This window comes from Ruminococcus hominis (assembly GCF_014287355.1).
In the GTDB taxonomy this organism is placed as follows: domain Bacteria; phylum Bacillota; class Clostridia; order Lachnospirales; family Lachnospiraceae; genus Schaedlerella; species Schaedlerella hominis.
Map to the genome: position 1 here is coordinate 400,469 of NZ_JACOPE010000001.1, position 18,216 is coordinate 418,684.

At 38.4% G+C, this 18,216-nt stretch carries 11 protein-coding genes; all 11 read left to right on the forward strand.

All coding sequences use genetic code 11. The features are described 5' to 3' along the window. The first annotated feature begins 14 nt into the window (after positions 1-14). The gene (gene lepB, locus H8S40_RS01760; protein WP_186864394.1) at positions 15-566 is read left to right on the forward strand and encodes a signal peptidase I; all 552 of its coding nucleotides are present in this window, start codon (positions 15-17) and stop codon (positions 564-566) included. 58 nt (positions 567-624) lie between these two features. Then, the gene (locus H8S40_RS01765; protein WP_186864395.1) at positions 625-1,764 is read left to right on the forward strand and encodes a DUF7601 domain-containing protein; all 1,140 of its coding nucleotides are present in this window, start codon (positions 625-627) and stop codon (positions 1,762-1,764) included. A 92-nt stretch (positions 1,765-1,856) separates the two neighbouring features. Beyond that, positions 1,857-2,759, forward strand: coding sequence for a class B sortase (srtB, locus tag H8S40_RS01770; protein WP_207723243.1), 903 nt, complete (start codon positions 1,857-1,859; stop codon positions 2,757-2,759). Next, positions 2,746-3,393: a Spy0128 family protein gene (locus H8S40_RS01775; protein ID WP_186864396.1), complete on the forward strand. Its 648-nt coding sequence runs from the start codon at positions 2,746-2,748 to the stop codon at positions 3,391-3,393. The genes srtB and H8S40_RS01775 overlap by 14 nt, the downstream gene beginning before the upstream one ends. Before the next feature lies 1 nt (position 3,394). Next, complete coding sequence (locus H8S40_RS16010; RefSeq protein ID WP_243238146.1) at positions 3,395-6,805, forward strand: DUF7601 domain-containing protein; 3,411 nt, start codon at positions 3,395-3,397, stop codon at positions 6,803-6,805. Between the two features lie 110 nt (positions 6,806-6,915). Continuing rightward, positions 6,916-8,364, forward strand: a complete 1,449-nt coding sequence (locus H8S40_RS01785) for an Rrf2 family transcriptional regulator (protein WP_186864397.1) — start codon at positions 6,916-6,918, stop codon at positions 8,362-8,364. A gap of 33 nt (positions 8,365-8,397) precedes the next feature. Continuing rightward, positions 8,398-14,508 (forward strand): SpaA isopeptide-forming pilin-related protein, encoded by a 6,111-nt coding sequence (locus H8S40_RS01790; RefSeq protein ID WP_366482153.1) that lies wholly within the window; start codon positions 8,398-8,400, stop codon positions 14,506-14,508. A gap of 656 nt (positions 14,509-15,164) precedes the next feature. Continuing rightward, positions 15,165-15,854, forward strand: a complete 690-nt coding sequence (locus H8S40_RS16390; RefSeq protein WP_366482155.1) for a helix-turn-helix domain-containing protein — start codon at positions 15,165-15,167, stop codon at positions 15,852-15,854. A 197-nt stretch (positions 15,855-16,051) separates the two neighbouring features. Beyond that, positions 16,052-16,177 (forward strand): hypothetical protein, encoded by a 126-nt coding sequence (locus H8S40_RS16275; protein WP_004842243.1) that lies wholly within the window; start codon positions 16,052-16,054, stop codon positions 16,175-16,177. Further along, positions 16,174-16,527 (forward strand): DUF7601 domain-containing protein, encoded by a 354-nt coding sequence (locus H8S40_RS01805; protein ID WP_366482663.1) that lies wholly within the window; start codon positions 16,174-16,176, stop codon positions 16,525-16,527. The genes H8S40_RS16275 and H8S40_RS01805 overlap by 4 nt, the downstream gene beginning before the upstream one ends. Positions 16,528-16,658: 131 nt before the next feature. After that, entirely contained in the window at positions 16,659-18,119 is a 1,461-nt protein-coding gene (locus H8S40_RS01810) for an Rrf2 family transcriptional regulator (protein ID WP_118724658.1), read from the forward strand. Positions 18,120-18,216 lie beyond the last annotated feature (97 nt).

Consider the following 18,216-nt stretch of genomic DNA (forward strand, 5'->3'; position numbering starts at 1 on the left):
AGCAGGAATGAAACATGAAAAAGAAACAGGTTGAGAAAGAACAGAATAATGAGAAACAGCTTCCCAGACAGGAAACGACACTGGGAGAAGATATCTTTCAGCTGTTATTGAAGATTGTTCTTATCATTTTGGCGGTCATCCTTGTTTTTACATTTATGTACGGGATGGCGAGAAACAATGACGTATCTATGAAACCAGCAATAAAAGATGGTGATCTGGTCATGTATTATCGACTGGACAAGCGTTTTGTGTCCGGTGATATTGCAGTATTTAAGAAAGATGGCAGAACAACCACAGGCAGGGTTGTAGCAGTAGCAGGTGATACCGTGGATATTACAAAAGACGGTTTGATGATTAACGGTGCTACGCAGATTTCACAGGATATATACTTTGATACTACACAGTTTCAAAATGGAGTTGACTTCCCAATCACCGTTGGAGAAGGTCAGATATTTGTACTGGGTGATAACAGACCGGAGGCGTCAGATAGCAGAATCTATGGCTGTATCAATGTAAAAGATGTCAAAGGAAAAGTTATAGCGGTTATTCGGACCAGAGGAATCTAATCCCCTCCTCCGTTAATCAAATATAAATCAATCTAAATTTTACAAGGGAGGAATCACTATGGGCATGAATAAAATGTTCAAAAAAGTGCTCGCAGTTGTTGCAGCCGGTGCCATGACAATGGGAATGGCAATGCCAACATTTGCGGCAGATGCGGGCAAGACAACGGAGGCATGGATTACTAAGACCTACAATACCGAGGTTGGAAAGGCTGAAACATTTAGCTTTACAGCAACACAGAAAACAGGTGATGGTTTAATAGGTACAACAGCTAACGTTACAATGCCCAAAATTTCGTTTACAGCTGATCAAACGGGAACGAATTCTGAAAGAGGTCAGATTAAATTTCCGACATATCCAGAAGCAGGAAAGTATGAGTATACTGTAACAGAGACACAGACAGCAGATCCGGAAGTATCTGGTGAGCATAAAAAAATGATCATGTCACTGGCTGAGTATACAATGGATGTATATGTTACAGATGGTGCAACTGGTACGGAAATTTCTAATATTATCGTTAATAAGAAAAAAGACGATAAGGGAGAAACACCAACAGGTACAACAGGTAAAGTAGACATCAGTAATACGGATAAGAATGGATTTAAATTTACTAACACCTATGTACAGGAAGCCGGTACCGGTACTGATCCGACAAATCCAGATCCGACTTATGACAAAGATGGTTCTTTAAATGTAACTAAGACAATCAATGCAAATGGTGGAACAGTAGATGCAGATAAAGACTTCGATTTCACAGCAACATTTAATTTCCCAAAAGGAACAGATAAAAATACACTTGGTGGTGTAAAAGATGCTGATGGACATGTTATTGATATCAACGAAAACGGAACTTGTACATTTACACTGAAAGCAAACAAAAATATGAAATTTACAGGTGTGCCGGTAGGAACAAAGATCAATGTAACTGAGTCTGCAACACCAAACTATAAAGGAAGTGCAGTAAGCGTATTTAACGGACAATCACAGACTAAAGTAGAGGCTTCTAAGTACAATATGGCTTTTACTGTTAAAAATACACTTGGACAGAACCAGAATAAAGTTGATGTAACCAACACATATGATTACGTACCGACAACTGGTATCATCATGAACACTCTTCCATATGTTCTGATGATCGCTCTTTGCGGTGCAGCACTGATGGCATTCGTTGCTTTCAAACGCAGAAGATTACAGAAATAATTTTATAAATGAACCGGGAAAGGGGATGTGTGCGGCGTTGCTCCGCCGCATTCCCTTTTTCTAAATCAAGAAGAAAAGCAGGAATATTTCATATGAAAAAAATAGCAAAGTTCATAGTGAAGGGAATCGATCATATGGTAAATCTGATAGCATTGTTGCTGGTTCTTATGACAATGTTCCTGTCATGCTATATGTTATGGGATTCAAACCAGGTTTATCAGGCGGCAGATGCGAAAAACTATGAAGCCTATATTCCAACAGAAAAACATACAAAATCATTTGAAGAATTACAGAAAATTAATCCGGATGTGATTGGCTGGATCCGGGTGAACGATACTAATATCAATTATCCGCTGTTACAGACAGATAATGATGATACTTATATGAATACAGATGCAGAAGGAAAATATTCTTTAAGTGGAGCTATCTTTTTACATTGTGGTAATAAGCCAGACTTTTCAGATTTTAACAATATTATTTATGGTCACCACATGGAAAAGGAAAAGATGTTCGGTGATATTGGTAATTTTACGGATGAGACATATTTTGATGAGCATCCGTATGGAAATCTTTTCTTTGACGGAAAAGATCATGGAATCGAATTCTATGCATTGATGCAGGTAGATGCCTATAATGAAACGATTTTCAATGTGTGCCCAGACACATCAGAGGCAAAGCAAGCGTATCTGCTGGAAATAATAGACAATGCTTTATATAAACGAGAGTTGAACATTACTGAAGATGATCATCTGGTTTTGTTGACCACATGTACATCTGATATGACAAATGGAAGAAATGTATTAGTGGGAAGGCTGACAGACCAGGTTTATCCGGAAAAAGAAAAAGCAAAGAATCTTGGCACGGGAATTGATCAATTAAAAGATATGATTACGAATGTTCCGGTTATCATTTGGATGATTGTGATTATTATAGTCTTACTACTGCTGAATAGACAAATAGGAAAGAAGGGAAGGAAAAAACATGAAAAGGATTGAGTTAAAAAAAGTCAGCATTGTGTTCCTGACCATGCTTCTTTTCCTGAGCATACAGATACCAGCCTTTGCAGCTGATACTGATACTACAGTGAAAATACCAGTGGAACAGGTATTTGACAGCAAAAATACGGATGCTTCGGATGAATTTATGTATGCTTTGCTAACAGATCAGTCAGATGCACCAATGCCTGATGGCAGCAGCAATCGGCGATATGTATGGAACATGAAAGGCAATATAGCTACGGAAATTACCATGAATATCAGAAATGCAGGTCAGTATCATTACAAAATCTGTCAGATAACAGAGAAGAAAGAAAATTATAGCTATGATGAGAGAAACTATGATATTACAGTGGAAGCATTTTATAATGCAGATAATCAGTTGAAAGTAATAACGGTGGTTGAAAACCAAGATGGAGAGAAAGTTTCAGAAATTTCTTTTAAAAATAGTTATACTTGGCAGGGAAAAGATAAATCTGGACCATCATTGATATCAAAAATCAGTAAGAGCAATAGTGTAAAGACTGGAGATGATAGTCCTATCATGGGATATTTTACATTATTACTGGGTTCATTGGTTTGCCTGATTGCTATGATCAGAGAAAACCAGAGAAAGAAGAAAGAAGATGCATAAAATGAGGCACAATAAGTGGAATAAATACTTTAAAATTGCATGTTCCTGGATTTTGATTTTTTCTATGTGCTTTTTATCTCTGAATACGGTAAATGCATCAGCTGAAGATACAACTGCTTTTGAATCAGAAAGTGAAACCGGAGATACCGAAATAGAATCAGAGCCATCTACAGATCAGTTTACTTCTGAAAATGAAGAAACAAAACAGGAAATGGAGAAACAAATCCCGGACAGTATTAAGGTGGATCAGCTAAATGCTGAAATTCAAAATAGAGTTGCGAATGGTGAAGTGCCATCAACAGATCGAGTAAAGTATGTAGATGAAAAAGGAAAAATAATTGAGGGAGCACCGACAACCATTGAGCTTGGAAAAATTTCTGATCATACAGAAATAACCATAGCTGATAAAAATTATGAATTTAAGAATGCCAAAGTAAGTGATGAAGACTGTGTATTTATCGGACAGTATGAAAATTATATTTATTATAGTACAGATGGCAATATTGCAAAGAAGCTAACAGATGAACAGTTGCTTGTAATGACTTACTCCGAGAGTAAAAATTCTGTTAATGAAGAAATCGAACAAGTAGCTACAGAAGATACGAATAAATCGGAAGAATCGACGGAACAGATTATTGATAATGAAGGAGGAACTGAGCAGCCAGAAGAACTGAACGTCCCAGAGAGCATATCTGTACAGAGCTTGGATGAAGCATTACAGATTAGTGTCGCAAATGGTGATGAAAATGCAACATCTACAGATCGGGTAGAATATGTAGATGTCAATGGAAACCCAATTGCAGGAGCACCTTCTGTCATTCAATTTGGAGCAATTGCGGATCATAAAGATTTATCTATAGAAGGCAGACATTTCGAGTTTAAGAGTGCAAAAGTAGATGGAAAAAACTGTGTATACATCGGAAAATATAATGACACTGTATATTACAGCACGGATGGCGTGATTGCCATCAAATTGGATGATGGTCAGAAACTTACAATGACTTATCAGGAATATTACAATATTAGAGTCAATGAAGAAATCCCGGAAGGTGGAGTAGCTGGTACGATTACGACAAAAGCAGGAACGGTAAAGGTAAATACTGCTGAAACGATACGTGTAAATGCTGGAGAAACGTGGAAGTTCACCGTGAAACCAGGAACAGCTAATAAAGTCAGATATAAAATTGGAAGCGTTACAGCAGCAGATGTATCTACAAGTATTAAACGAGTATCTGGAGATGAATATGAAGCCAATTATGAAGCAAATTTTCAGAAAGACGATACAGTAACGGTTGCATATGATAAAAAGGGTGTATATCGTGTAACGATTAACACCGAAGACAATAATGGATTTGAATATATCAATATTGAGCATAGTAAAGAGAATGGATGGGACTATTTACCAGAACAACATAAACTTGTATGGACATATACGGAAGATAAAGTGAAGTATGATGGATCTATTGATCTTCCAAAATTCCATATAAAAAGAGGATATAGATTGGTTCATATGGTATTAAATGGAGAAACGGTAGCAGCTGCAGATAGTAACAAAGAAGTTCCGGATGGTGTGGGAGCGAATCAAGGTGTAAAAGGACATGCAGGTAAACTTATTGTAAATGCCCAAATAACTAATGAATATACTAAAAATAAAGATGACGAAACAGATTGTAGCTTTGAATACAGTTTCAATGTGCAATGTACAGACGGAGGAGGGAGAGATTTTAATTTTAATTTAGCTCCGTATCGAACAGGGAAGCAGGTTTTAACCGTACGTTTAAAAACAGACAACCGTCGAAGTGGTGAAGGTATCGATGTTGTCATGTGGGATCCTGATCAGAAAAAGCTGGTTCCAATGAAAGATAATGATACGGTAAATATGGATCCTGTGGGAGACGGAGTAGTAACTTTAAAGAAAAGACAAGTGAGAATCTTTTTTGCAAAGCCAAAACCAGGATATCGATTTGCAGGAGTGGGTGTAGACAGTGCACAGCCGTCAGGTGGAGTTCATACTGATGGCGGAAAATCTAGAGCTGTTGTAGATGATCTAAATAATATGAATGCTACTTCTCTTGGAAAAAAAGGAGAATTTAAAGTTTATGATGAAATTTGGGAAGCAGCTAAAAATGCAGCAAGTAGTGCAGGGTATGAAAAATTTTTGGCATATGCAGGAGAGAAGACAACACATGATACCGATTGGGAATTGTATGCAGGCTATTTCATGTCTACGAAAGAAAGCGTCTATGTACATTACAATTCTGGTGCCGGCGAAGGTGTGCTTCCGGCAGATGCAGTTGTGAAAAATATTCCGTATAATGAGGAACTTGATACTGTAAAGAACAAACCAATGCAGTCTTATGGAGAAAATCCAAACACCTATGAGGGAAAAAGGGGGATGGGAAGCACCTTTCGAATAGGGGAGGAATGGCCAGAACCAACCTGTGAGGGATATGAATTCCTTGGCTGGAAGCTACGTCTGACTCCGTGGTTTGGAGCTCCACAATATAGTGATAAGTTATATCAGCATAATGAAGTCTTTAAAATTTCTGAGGAAAATTATGAATTTGCCGCAAACCGTGACCTTCCAGTGTCTGTATGGACTGATGGGGTGGGATATCAATTCGTTGCACAGTGGAAAAAAACAGCCCAAAAAGAAATAAAGGTTGAGCATTATCTCAAGGTACCGGGTGGAACGGAAAAACTTGAGAAGACAACTTCAGGAACCATTTCCTTTGCAACAGGAGACGAGAGTGTTAAAGCGTTCGCAAAACCAGAAACAAACGGAACATTTCCAGGTTATGTTTTTGATACAGAAGATTCTCGAAATGAATTAGAAAAAGATGTAAAAAATGATTCGTCTTCTGATACAATTACACTTAAACTGTATTATAAACCAACTGTTTTAACGGTAAGCAAAACCGTAACCGGATACAATATGGAACCGAATAGATCGTATGAGTTTACAATAAAAGCCGTTCCACCATCAGGAACTGATGCAAGTACCGCTACTATAACGGATGGGCAGATTTTCATAAGAAAAGGAAATGATGAAGTAGAGAATCTCACCTTTACAAAGAATCAGGCTACGTTTAACCTGGCAAAAGGTGAATCCGTAGACATTAGTTGTCTGCCAACAGGATGGACATATACAGTTACGGAAACTGATCCTGGAAAAAATTACAAAACAAGCTATAAATTAAATGACCGTGATGCAACTGATGGAAGAGAAGCAGAATTCAGAACTTCCACAACAGGAAATGATGAGATTATGTTTACAAATGCATCTACAGTGGCACCTCCGGAAACAGGAAGAACCTTTTATGATAGCGAATGGATTTTATTGCTGATTGTTATATTGGTTATAAGTGCAGGTGGCATGACATTTCTTAGAAAAATGAAAAAGCGTTATTAGACAAATAGGAAGAATTATGCTTGAAATGTGTGAGTGAAAAGTATGATTCTTCCTGTTTCAATCAATGAGTTTATGTACGGAACAAAGAAAAGAGAGAGAGGTGAGCACCTATGCAGCTTACCAATACAACGGATTATGCAATCAGGATTGTCTGTTATTTGGCAATAAAAAAGCACAGGGTTACAACGGCAAAATTAGCTTCTGAATTAAAGATTCCGGAGAGCTATATTCCCAAAATCACAAAGCAGTTAAAAAAAGAGAAGATTATTTCAGCTTCTGAAGGTATCAGTGGAGGATATGCCCTTGCCAAAAATCCAGAAAAGATTTCTTTATTTGATGTCATATCATGTATGGAATCAACAATGGCAATCAGTCGCTGTCTTGAAAAGGATGGATTTTGCTCCAGAAACTATACGGATTGCTGTAAAGTACATCAAGTCTTATTGGACTTACAGAACACTTACAATAACCGGTTAGAAAATGTGAAAATCTCTGATATTATCAGACCTGGGAAAGATGAATATTTTGGGCGATTTTATATCATTCTGAAAGTTAATTTAGCGGAAAACAGTTATGAATGTATCTATTCTCATAACAGGGGGATTTATGATGATGTAAAAAATGCAGGAACATATGATGATTTTCTGAAAGTATATTGTGAAAAATATGTATGTGAAAAAGATTGTGAAAAACTGCAGGAATTTTTGAAAAGCGATTCGTTGACAGAGCATTTGAAAAAGGGCTGTTCAGAAGAAGATATTGTTTATCAAAGAAGAAGCGAGAAAAACTCAGAGACTTATGTTTGGATGGAAGTAAAAAGATTTGTGGATGAAAATGAGAAAACTGCTGTTATTACATTCCATAATGCAAAAGTTATTCCTAACACAATTGTAAATATGGAACGGGAATTAAGACAAAAAGCACAGGATGAGACAAAACAGTATTGGAAAATGGTTTCGCTTCTGGCTGCAGTGTTGAATCACAATAATCTTATAGAAACAGAACATCAGGATGATATCTGTTTTTATACAAAACAAGTGTATCTTCAACTACAGAAAAACTATCCGGAGTATGGGATTACAGAGGAAGAAATAGAAAATGTCTCTCATCTGGCTCCAATTCATGACATTGGAAAAATCCGTGTGCCGATAGAGATATTGAACAAAAACGGTAAATTAACAGCTGATGAGATGGAAATTGTAAAGCAGCATCCTCTTACAGGGGCAGAGATGACATTGCGGTTTCCACAAGGAACTACGACAGAAAAACTTAATAAGTATAGCTATGAAATATGCAGATATCACCATGAAAGATATGATGGATCTGGTTACCCGGATGGACTAAAAGGTGATGAAATACCACTTTGTGCTCAAGTAGTAGGCCTTGTGGATGCTTATGATGCATTGGTCAGTGTACGCCCCTATAAAAGAAAATTAAAGCATGAAGAAGCCATAAGAATGATTGCCAACGGTGAATGTGGTGTATTTTCAAAAAAACTATTGCAGTGCTTTATAGCAGCGGCAATGCAGAAGGAATGGATAAAAAAGGCAGATAGCTGAGAAAAGGAAAATATGTTTTTAGGAGGAATTTGTGTGAAGAGGAAAAAGAGATGGCTAAGATGGATAGCCTGGACACTTTTATTGGTTTTGTGCATGAATAGCGCAGGAACGACAGTTTTGGCAGTTTCAGTGGAAGAAGAGAATATTCCAAATATAAATAGTACTCAAGAGGGTGAAATGCGCACAGAAGATTTTATTCCGGAGGAAAGTACATCATTGTCGGAAGAGACGTCGAAAGAAGAAAATACTTCGCCATCAGAAGAGACTCCTGGAGAGAAAATCACCCCGCCATTAGAAGAGACTCCTGGAGAGAAAATCACCCCGCCATTAGAAGAGATTCCGGAGGAAGAAATTACTCCATCCCAGGGAGAGCTTTCAGAAGAAGAAAAAGCCTTCGAGGAGCAGATTGCACAAGAGGAATCACCAAGGCTTCAGGAGATTTCCGAAGGCTTTGATATTGATTTCTATGTCATTATCGACGGAAACAAGGTAAAGCTTCAGCATAATGACATTACTGGCATTGCAACATGGAAAGACGGAAGAACTATCTATTATGGTGTTTCCATGGAGGACCTGCTCCTGATATATGAAAAATTTGGATTTGTAAAAAATGGTGAGAATCAGAATCCGGATGCAAATAATAAGTTTGTATCTGCATACCGGGGAAAAAGCGGGATAGAATACGGAAAAGTTTATACAGACACAGAATCCGGAAAGACATATGTTTCTTACAATTATGGACAGAATAAACAAGGGGAAGCGATAGATGTTTACTACCTTCCAAATGGAAAAGGCGTTGCATTAAATTTAAAAGATTCTGTAAAAAAGGACAACTCGTTTTATTCCGTAGAGGTAAAGGGAGAAGGGCAGGATCGGATTCGTTATGCATTAACAGGAACTGTAGTGGAAGAAGCTGTGGCTGATTTTAATCCCCAATTGTCGGACCAGACAGACCAGATCGAATGGACCTGTATGGGAACAGATGATAAGGTGATAGATGGTATACGGGAATCAGGGAACCAGACGAGGTTCACAATCGGAAAGATCACACAGTCTTATGTGATCCAGAGAGCGGATCAGACAGCCTTTGACATTCAGTTTTATATATATGCAGACAATGAGGTTCGAAAGCTGCCGGCTGATTCTCTGAAAAAGGTGTATAAATGGAACCGTCAGGGCAGATGCTATTTATCTGTCAGTGATCTTGCTGAGATTTATAGAGAGTTCGGCTTGAATGCAGAGGAAACACAGTCCGGAAATTATTTTCCATATACAGTCCGTGGTGAGAAGACATTAGCACAGGCGACAGTGGTAACTTATAAAGGACAGCAATATGTATCTTATAACCTGGACAAGCAGGAAACAACTGTACCAACAGACGTTTATTATATGCCAAAAGGAGCATCTGATGGCGAAAAAATTCCGGATAATTATTCAGACCAGATTAAGCAGAATAAGAACAGTTTCTATTCGGTTACAGTGATCAATCCGGATGGAAATCGAACGGTGAGTTACTATAAGAAAGATTCTGCGGTCACAATTTCCGTTGATCCAGGAGATACGAAGGAAAGCGACTGGCTTTGTGCCAGTGAGGATGAAAATGAAACAATTTTTCCGGTGAAACAGGGCGATAAACTAACCTTTTCTATTGGGAAGATAGAGCAACCATATACGGTTGCATGCAGCACTTTTGCACCAGCAACCTTGAACATTAAATTCTATACTTTTGTAAATAATGAGAGATATAATGTTCTAAACGAAGAAATTCCTGTTATAAAAGATACTACAACAAAGCCGGGAACAGTTTATTATTATATTTCTAATGATGAGTTAAAAAAGCATTTTGAAAAATTTCATTACGATGGTTCTATTCAAAATGGAGCAAAAGAGCGTTTTTATTATTCCAAGAGAGATTACGATACAATCCATAATGCAGGGAAATACACGATAGAAGGTCATGAATGTATTTATATAGGAAAGTCCGGAGAGCCGATGGATGTGTATTACCTGCCAGACGGACAGAATATAAGCACCATGAGTGCAAAGACCTTACTCGAACACGACGATGATAGATATAACGGTTTTTACAGTGTGACAGTACAGGATGACGATGGACAGGTTTACAGCCAAACAGCTTTGCGTGATCTTCCGGCAATTGATTTTGTTGCAAGAAAGTCAACACTTACAAGAACAGTTAGTACAAAGCCGCGTGTAGAAGAACAAACGCAGGATATAAACTGGGAATGCAGAGAGGAAGATGGTACTCTTTCAGCAGTTACATGGAGTAAAAATGAAGCAGAGCATACCATGAGCTTTACTATTAAGCCAGATGATGCAGTACGTCCATATGTGATTGTTCCTGATAATACAGAAAAACCGGCAGCAACAAAAGAAGCAAATATCAGTTTTTATGTATTTATCGATGGACATTATAAGCTGATAAAGAACCTCAATGCTGAGCAGCATTACATAATCAAAGCAAACAGTGGCCGAGCCAGTCGTTATTATTTGCGAGCTAAACCAGATGATACGATTTCTAAAATTTACAGTGAGTTTGGTTTCACTCCGAGCAAGCTGGAGCCCGGCGCAGATCAGAAAGAGAAGATTCTGTTTGGTTATGCGACAGACAGCCGTGTGTTTGTACAGCACCCTTATAAGGACAACGATGGTACATGGTATATTCCTGTCCTGAAAAACGGGAAAGATGTATCTGTCTATTATTTCTCACAGCCAAACCCACTGAATCCAGACAGAATCGAAAATTATTTTGATCGTTTGACAGGACTTTCTTCTCAGGTTGGGCTGGCAGGAAGACATTTCAGTGTAGAGGGAAGTTTTCATCTGATTGAAGTGTTGGATCCACTGAACCTGACCAAAAGAGAGGCGATTAAGAGACAGTATGTAGGCCATGGGGAAGCATATACTGTGGAAGTACCAAAGAGGGCAAGTTTAGAAGGTGAGTATTATGGCAAGGAGATTGTCTGGAGTTGTACATCTAATGACAGGGACGAAAATGAGGTTCTTCCGGAACCGTCCGGAGATGATAAGGTAAAATTTGAAATTCCGAATGTTAACTCATCTTATGAGGTGATCGCAGACAAACCGCTGGAGTCTGGGGCAGTCAGGGTTATCTATAATACAACTCGTTATATGAAGAAACTTCCTAAGGAAGCTAAGTTGACCCCTCAGGTTGAGAATAAGACAAGACATACAGATGATTATGAGAATGAAATAGAAGCTGGAAAACATAACGTTAAGTCACCATATCCTCTGGTTTATGATCATGAAGATAATGACAGCAAAGAGTTGGAACAGTATGAATTCGATCATTGGGATTACAGAAACAAAGACGGAAAGTGGCAGGAATGCGGTGCAGGGGATTCTATTTCTGATCTTATAAATAATAATGCAAGACAGCCAATCACCCTCTATGCAGCGTGGCGTAAGGTGAGTAACCAAAATCGAAAACAGGTACAGTTTTATATCTGTAAGTCAGCGATGCCGGAAGATGGTTCGGTAGCATTACCAACCACGAATGTAGACGATTATACAAGTGCGGTTGCCGTGGCAAACTGTAATGTGAAGGCAAGTATATTGCATGATGTTCCAGTTCTTGGAAATAAGAATCCATCTACGTGGGAACAGTATGCGGATGGAAATAAGAGAGTGCAAGAACTTTTGCAGGGAACTAAACCAGATGAGGGATATATTGGAAATGGAGACTATATCTACAAGATAGATAGAATTCCTTCCGATGAAGAGGTATTCCAGACAATTCGTGAAAGCGGACGTATGATTCGTATCGGAGACAGGGAGATTCCGCCATCGAAATTAGATACCGAATTCTTCACCATTTATTGGTATTCTTTCAAAAGTGAAATGTCCGATGGGTGGCATATTGACGGACGTATTGTAGCAAAAAATGGTTACCTGACAGTAAAGAAAGATTTTGTCGGAATGCCGGAAGCAATAGAGAAAGTCAAGAAAGATTATTATATCCAGGTAGATATGGATGAAAAGCTTTTAGATGGAAAACCTCAGCCACCTGCATTTCATGAGCATATGAAACTTGTGCTTCCTTCAGAAGATAGCCAGAAACCGGATGCAGAAGCTCCGCAAGCGGAGGATGCTCCAATAGAAGTTGTAGGTACATGGACAGATGATACACATACAAGCTGTACGTGGATCGTTAAGGCGGACTCATTCTGGAAATACACATTAAAAGAGTACAACTATAAGCCAAAAGATTCGAATGTGAAATTTTCAGGTTGGTACAATGTTCACAATTCTCATGAACAAGGAGATAATGTAAATTCATGGGAAGCATATCCAGAAAGTGGAATTCAATTCACAGGACGTGGAATTGGACGCGGTGGTGAGACTCTTACTATTGAATTGGAGAACCGTTATCAGAAAGAGGGAATACTCACACTGAACAAATTTGATGAGTCTACCGGACGGGGAATGGAGAAAATCAATTTTGCTGTCAGTAAGAACGGTGTTGAGGAGGAAACGGTAACAACTGATAAATACGGAATCGCACAACTTCACATTCCGTTACAAGATGAAAACAAACAGAACAGAACAGCAACTGAGACGTATTTGTTGCGAGAGACAAACTTACCGACGGGATATGTAGACACAGGAGATATACAGATCACAGTTGAGATTGCCAATGGAGCATTCAAAATCACTGATGCAAAACTGGTGGATAGGGAGGCTAACGAAAATCAGGAGGCTGTTAAGGCACCAGTTGATGGTAAGATAGACGGAAAATCTGTTCTGCTTCAGCGAGGAGATACCAGCCTTAATATCCGAAACTTTGCTAAAACAGGCACTCTGCATATCAAAAAGACATGGGAAAATCCAAATGATGCACTGACGGAAAAACAGGTGAAAATCAGATTGTATCAGAATGGAATTTCTACAGGACAGGAATTCTTGCTGAATGAAGAGAACGGATGGGAACACACAGTCGACAATGTTCCACTATTCCAGGACAGAATTCCGGTGGAATATAAGGTGGAAGAAATCGAGATAGGAAAGACACATTATTCTTCGGAATACGGGGATGGTTTCCTATATTATGAAGTTATTTATCCAGAGATTCAGTATTTCGATTCAAATGGGCAACAATTATTCCCGAAGGATGAGAATGAGTTCAAGGATGTTTCCAAGATGGAACTGGAAGTGCAGAATCTGCATTTCAATCTTGCTGAACGAAGTTTCTTAAAGACGGATGATCTTCTAAGAAACCGACTTGCTGGTGCAGGTTTTCTGTTCTATAAAGTACCGTATGATGATGTTACGAAAGAATATGCAGATGATACAGGATATACAGTAGATTATGACAATACACAGAGCAAGGACGATATCGTTCTGAAAAAGGATGGAAAAACGTGTACGACGTATCGTTCCTTAGAAACAGATGAAAATGGAATGCTTCAATTACCGGAGGACTTTGAGAACGGACGATACTGGATGGTAGAATCTGTTACTCCAAACAAAAAGGACAAAGCAGATAAAACCAAAACACAGTATCAGGATAATTTTAATTTATATATGGTCGATGTAGAATCCGATATTTTATTCCTATATGAGAAATCACCGATGACAAATACCTGGAGAGCTGTTTCGGACAGACATATCGTCAATCATCCGCAAAAAGGCGGGGTGACGGTTGAGATTACAAAGGAAGTCACTGGTCCACTTGGAAACCGCAAGAAGCCATTTGATATGGAAATTCTCTATTGGGAAGATGGTCAAAAGCTGCGTAGCAAGACAATTAGAACTTCTTTGAAACATGGAGATAAAGTTACATTAAAAAATGTAGATATATCTTCGGATATCATAATAACAGAAACTGTTGATACATCAAAATACGCTGTTTCGATTTCTAAAAAAGAAGAGAATGATAAGTATTCAAATCCAGTGCAGGCAACATCGAATGGAAATACAGCTGTCATGAAACAGCGGATTGAGGCTGCACGAGGAGACGTGATTGAGTTAAAAATCACAAACGAAAACACACAATTAATACCGGAAACAGGGGTTCGTCTGAGAACAAGCAGGCATGTATGGTTACTATTTGCCATAAGTATTATCATGATTCTGTTTTTCAGAAGAAGACGGAAAATAAGATAAACACTGCTATGGAACAAAACTTGCAAAAATACATCAGACATTTTACATGTTTGTTGCATTCGAATAAAAAAATAAACCACTATAATAATGGTATGCTCCCCGTCAAGAGGACAATAAAAAATAATAAATTTTTGTATCGTCAGCCATGCTATGGCTGGCGATATTTTAGTTTGCGCGCCATGGGCGCGCTCTAACGGGTGAAAGTCCCGAACACGCCTAGGCGACAAGGAAGTGTATAGCTGAACAGCAAGGGTGTCTATCGTAAGGTAGAATCTGAAGGAAGCTGTAAGCAAACTCTTGGTCCGACGGACAGAAATCACATATGAGGCTAGGTTCCGCTTGGTAAGTCTGCTAAATAAGACAAAGCCGTAAAGTTGCCGTTTGTAGGAACCGAGTAAATGTGGCAGATATATGAGAGGAAAGAGCGTGCACCTTAAGCGTGGAGGTCTCACAGAGGTTTCATTAGCCTAGTAACAACGAACTGTGAGAAGTCAGCCGAGCCCATAGTAGCGAAGAAGTCTCTGTAATGGAGATGGAGCGAAGGGGCGAACAATCAATAAGTTTGAGTATGTCTCGTATTGCAGAAATGACAACATCTGCCGTAATCAATCGGGAAAAAGGTGGTCAAATCAAGCGAGACGGAAAGGAAAGAACGCATGGACACAAGTAGTCTAATGAAGCAGATACTATCCAGCGATAATCTCAACAGAGCATATCTGCAAGTCGTACGAAATAAAGGTGCCGAGGGAGTGGACGGAATGAAGTACACAGAACTTAAAGAACATCTTGTAAAGGACGGCGAAATTATCAAGGAACAGTTGAGGACAAGAAAATATAAACCTCAACCAGTACGAAGAGTGGAGATACCAAAGCCAGACGGTGGTGTCAGAAACCTGGGAGTACCAACAGTAACAGACAGATTCATACAACAAGCCATTGCACAGGTCTTAACACCAATCTATGAGGAACAGTTCCATGACCATAGCTACGGATTCAGACCGAATAGATGTGCACAGCAAGCAATCCTGACAGCACTTGATCATGGAACAAGTGAAGCTGTGTTACAGGCAGATGTCGGACATTTTGGGGGTACATCTCTTCCAGTTGGTGGAGAAAGTACACATGATAAAGAACATGATGGAGAACTGATTGAAACGCTGCAGGCGTATCTGGACTGTGATAAGAGTGCGAATAAAGCAGCTGAAAAACTCTATGTAAATTATCGTACTCTTTCAGGGCGATTGAAAAAAATAAGAGATATTTCTGGCATTGATTTCAAGAATTCTGCTGAGATGCTGGCTGTCAGAAATGGAATTGTATTATTCAAAATGGCAGAAACACTGTAATTCAAAGAGAAACTATATCTCTACGGTATGGTTTCTTTTTTTATGCGAAAAACCGATAACTACAAATTTTTTGTAGCAAAACGTGAAAATATCTTCCTATTCTCTGTATTATTTTTGCAAAAAACAAGTGCTATACTTTAACCAGTCCATAAAAGAATACCTTGATTATCTAAGTTGATATGAAGCAGGAATGAATCATGAAAAAGAAACAGGTTGAGAAAGAACAGAATAATGAGAAACAACTTCCCAGACAGGAAACGACACTGGGAGAAGATATCTTTCAGCTGTTATTGAAAAAGGAAATGGAACAGCAGAAAAACTGACTTTCACAAATAATCAGGCAGCCTTTACATTGAAAAAAGATGAATCTGTAGATATCAGTTGCTTACCGACAGGATGGACATATACCGTTACGGAGACAGCACCGGGAACAAACTTCGAGGTGTCATACTCGATAAATGGTGGATCGAAAACCGTTGGAGAAGCAGCATCATTTACAATGGCAGCAACAGGAACGGAAGATATCCAATTTACAAATACATCAACCGTGGCACCGCCCGTAACCGGAAGAAATATTCAGAATAATAGCTGGATTATGATGCTGATCGTGGTTTTACTGATCGGCATGGGAAGCATGGTATTTTTCAGAAAAGTAAAAAGAAAATATCATTAAGGCAAAAAGGAAGAATTGTGCTTGTGAAGTGAAGAACCTGAAAGTATGATTCTTCCTTTTTACAATGAAAGAAACAAGAAAAATGTTCAGGATAAAAATCATTATTGGGGACGGATAGAGAGGGTGACATTATGCAGCTTACAAATACAACGGATTATGCCATTAGAATCGTATGTTATCTAGCATCAGAAAATAAGGTAATAACTACAGCAGAACTATCTCGTGAATTAAATATTCCGGCAAGTTACATTCCTAAAATAACAAAGCAATTAAAAGAAAAAGAAATTGTTAAAGCGGCAGAGGGATCGAATGGAGGCTATATGCTGGAAAAACGACCGGAAGAAATTTCTCTTATGGACGTTATTAACTGTACAGAGTCAACAATGGCAATTAGCAGATGTCTGGAGAAGGACGGATACTGTTCCAGAAATTATTCAGATTGCTGCAAGGTACATAAGGTGTTAATGGATCTGCAGAACACTTATAATAACAGGCTGGAAAATGTGAAAATATCAGATATTATTCAGCCGGGCAAAGATGAATATTTTGGACGTTTTTATGTAGTTATAAAATTGAATTTAAAGGATCAAACATATGAATGTATTTATTCCCACGTACATGAAGTCTATGATAAAGTAAGTGATTCAGCTACCTATGATGAGTTTATAAGGAAGTACACAGAACAATATGTATATGAACAGGATCGCCAGAAGTTAAGACGATTTTTGACAAGCGAAAAGCTTACGGAACACTTAGTAGACGGCTGTATGGAAGATGATATGTCCTACCGCAGAATATGTGATAATGAAGCAGATTCTTATATTTGGATGGAAGCAAAAAGATATGTAGATGAGACGGAGAATATTGCCATTCTCACATTACATAATGCGAAGGTCATTCCAGATACGATTGTTAATATGGAACAGGAATTGCGGAAGAAAGAAAAGAATATCACGAAACAGTATTGGGATATGGTTTCTTTGCTTGTTGCGGTATTGAATCATAATAATCTGGTGGAAACGGAACATCAGGATGATATTAGTTTTTATACGGAGCAGGTTTATCGCCAACTGCAGAAAAATTATCCGGAATATGGAATTACCGAAGAAGAGATTGAAAATGTATCACACCTGGCACCAATCCATGATATTGGTAAAATCCGGGTACCGATAGAAATATTGAATAAAAACGGAAAATTAACAATAGACGAGATGGAAGTCGTGAAGCAGCATCCAATTACCGGTGCAGAAATGACATTGAGATTTCCGAATGATGTGACAACAAAGAAATTGAATAAGTACAGCTATGAAATCTGCAGACATCACCATGAGAGATTTGATGGATCTGGATATCCGGATGGTTTAAAGGGAGATCAGATTCCTCTTTGTGCTCAGGTGGTCGGTTTGGTGGATGCCTATGATGCTTTGGTCAGTGAGCGACCATATAAACGGAAACTGAAACATGATGAGGCGGTAAGGATGATTGTAAATGCTGAATGTGGAGCGTTTTCCATGAAACTGCTTCAATGTTTTCTTGCTGCGGCTATGCAAAAAGAGTGGGTGCAGAAAGTAGAATCAAACAGAGAAGAGTAAGGAAAAAGTCCAGTAGGTATTTGATGAAAATTAACAGAAATTTTAACGGATATTATAATAAAATTAGTTATTTTATGCTAAAAAATCATTCTAGATA

What these genes read in the sequence shown, in the direction of transcription:
- lepB (WP_186864394.1), top strand. Translation starts at nt 15, where the DNA reads ATGAAAAAGAAACAGGTTGAGAAAGAACAGAATAATGAGAAACAGCTT.
- H8S40_RS01765 (WP_186864395.1), top strand. Translation starts at nt 625, where the DNA reads ATGGGCATGAATAAAATGTTCAAAAAAGTGCTCGCAGTTGTTGCAGCC.
- srtB (WP_207723243.1), top strand. Translation starts at nt 1,857, where the DNA reads ATGAAAAAAATAGCAAAGTTCATAGTGAAGGGAATCGATCATATGGTA.
- H8S40_RS01775 (WP_186864396.1), top strand. Translation starts at nt 2,746, where the DNA reads ATGAAAAGGATTGAGTTAAAAAAAGTCAGCATTGTGTTCCTGACCATG.
- H8S40_RS16010 (WP_243238146.1), top strand. Translation starts at nt 3,395, where the DNA reads ATGAGGCACAATAAGTGGAATAAATACTTTAAAATTGCATGTTCCTGG.
- H8S40_RS01785 (WP_186864397.1), top strand. Translation starts at nt 6,916, where the DNA reads ATGCAGCTTACCAATACAACGGATTATGCAATCAGGATTGTCTGTTAT.
- H8S40_RS16390 (WP_366482155.1), top strand. Translation starts at nt 15,165, where the DNA reads ATGGACACAAGTAGTCTAATGAAGCAGATACTATCCAGCGATAATCTC.
- H8S40_RS16275 (WP_004842243.1), top strand. Translation starts at nt 16,052, where the DNA reads ATGAAAAAGAAACAGGTTGAGAAAGAACAGAATAATGAGAAACAACTT.
- H8S40_RS01810 (WP_118724658.1), top strand. Translation starts at nt 16,659, where the DNA reads ATGCAGCTTACAAATACAACGGATTATGCCATTAGAATCGTATGTTAT.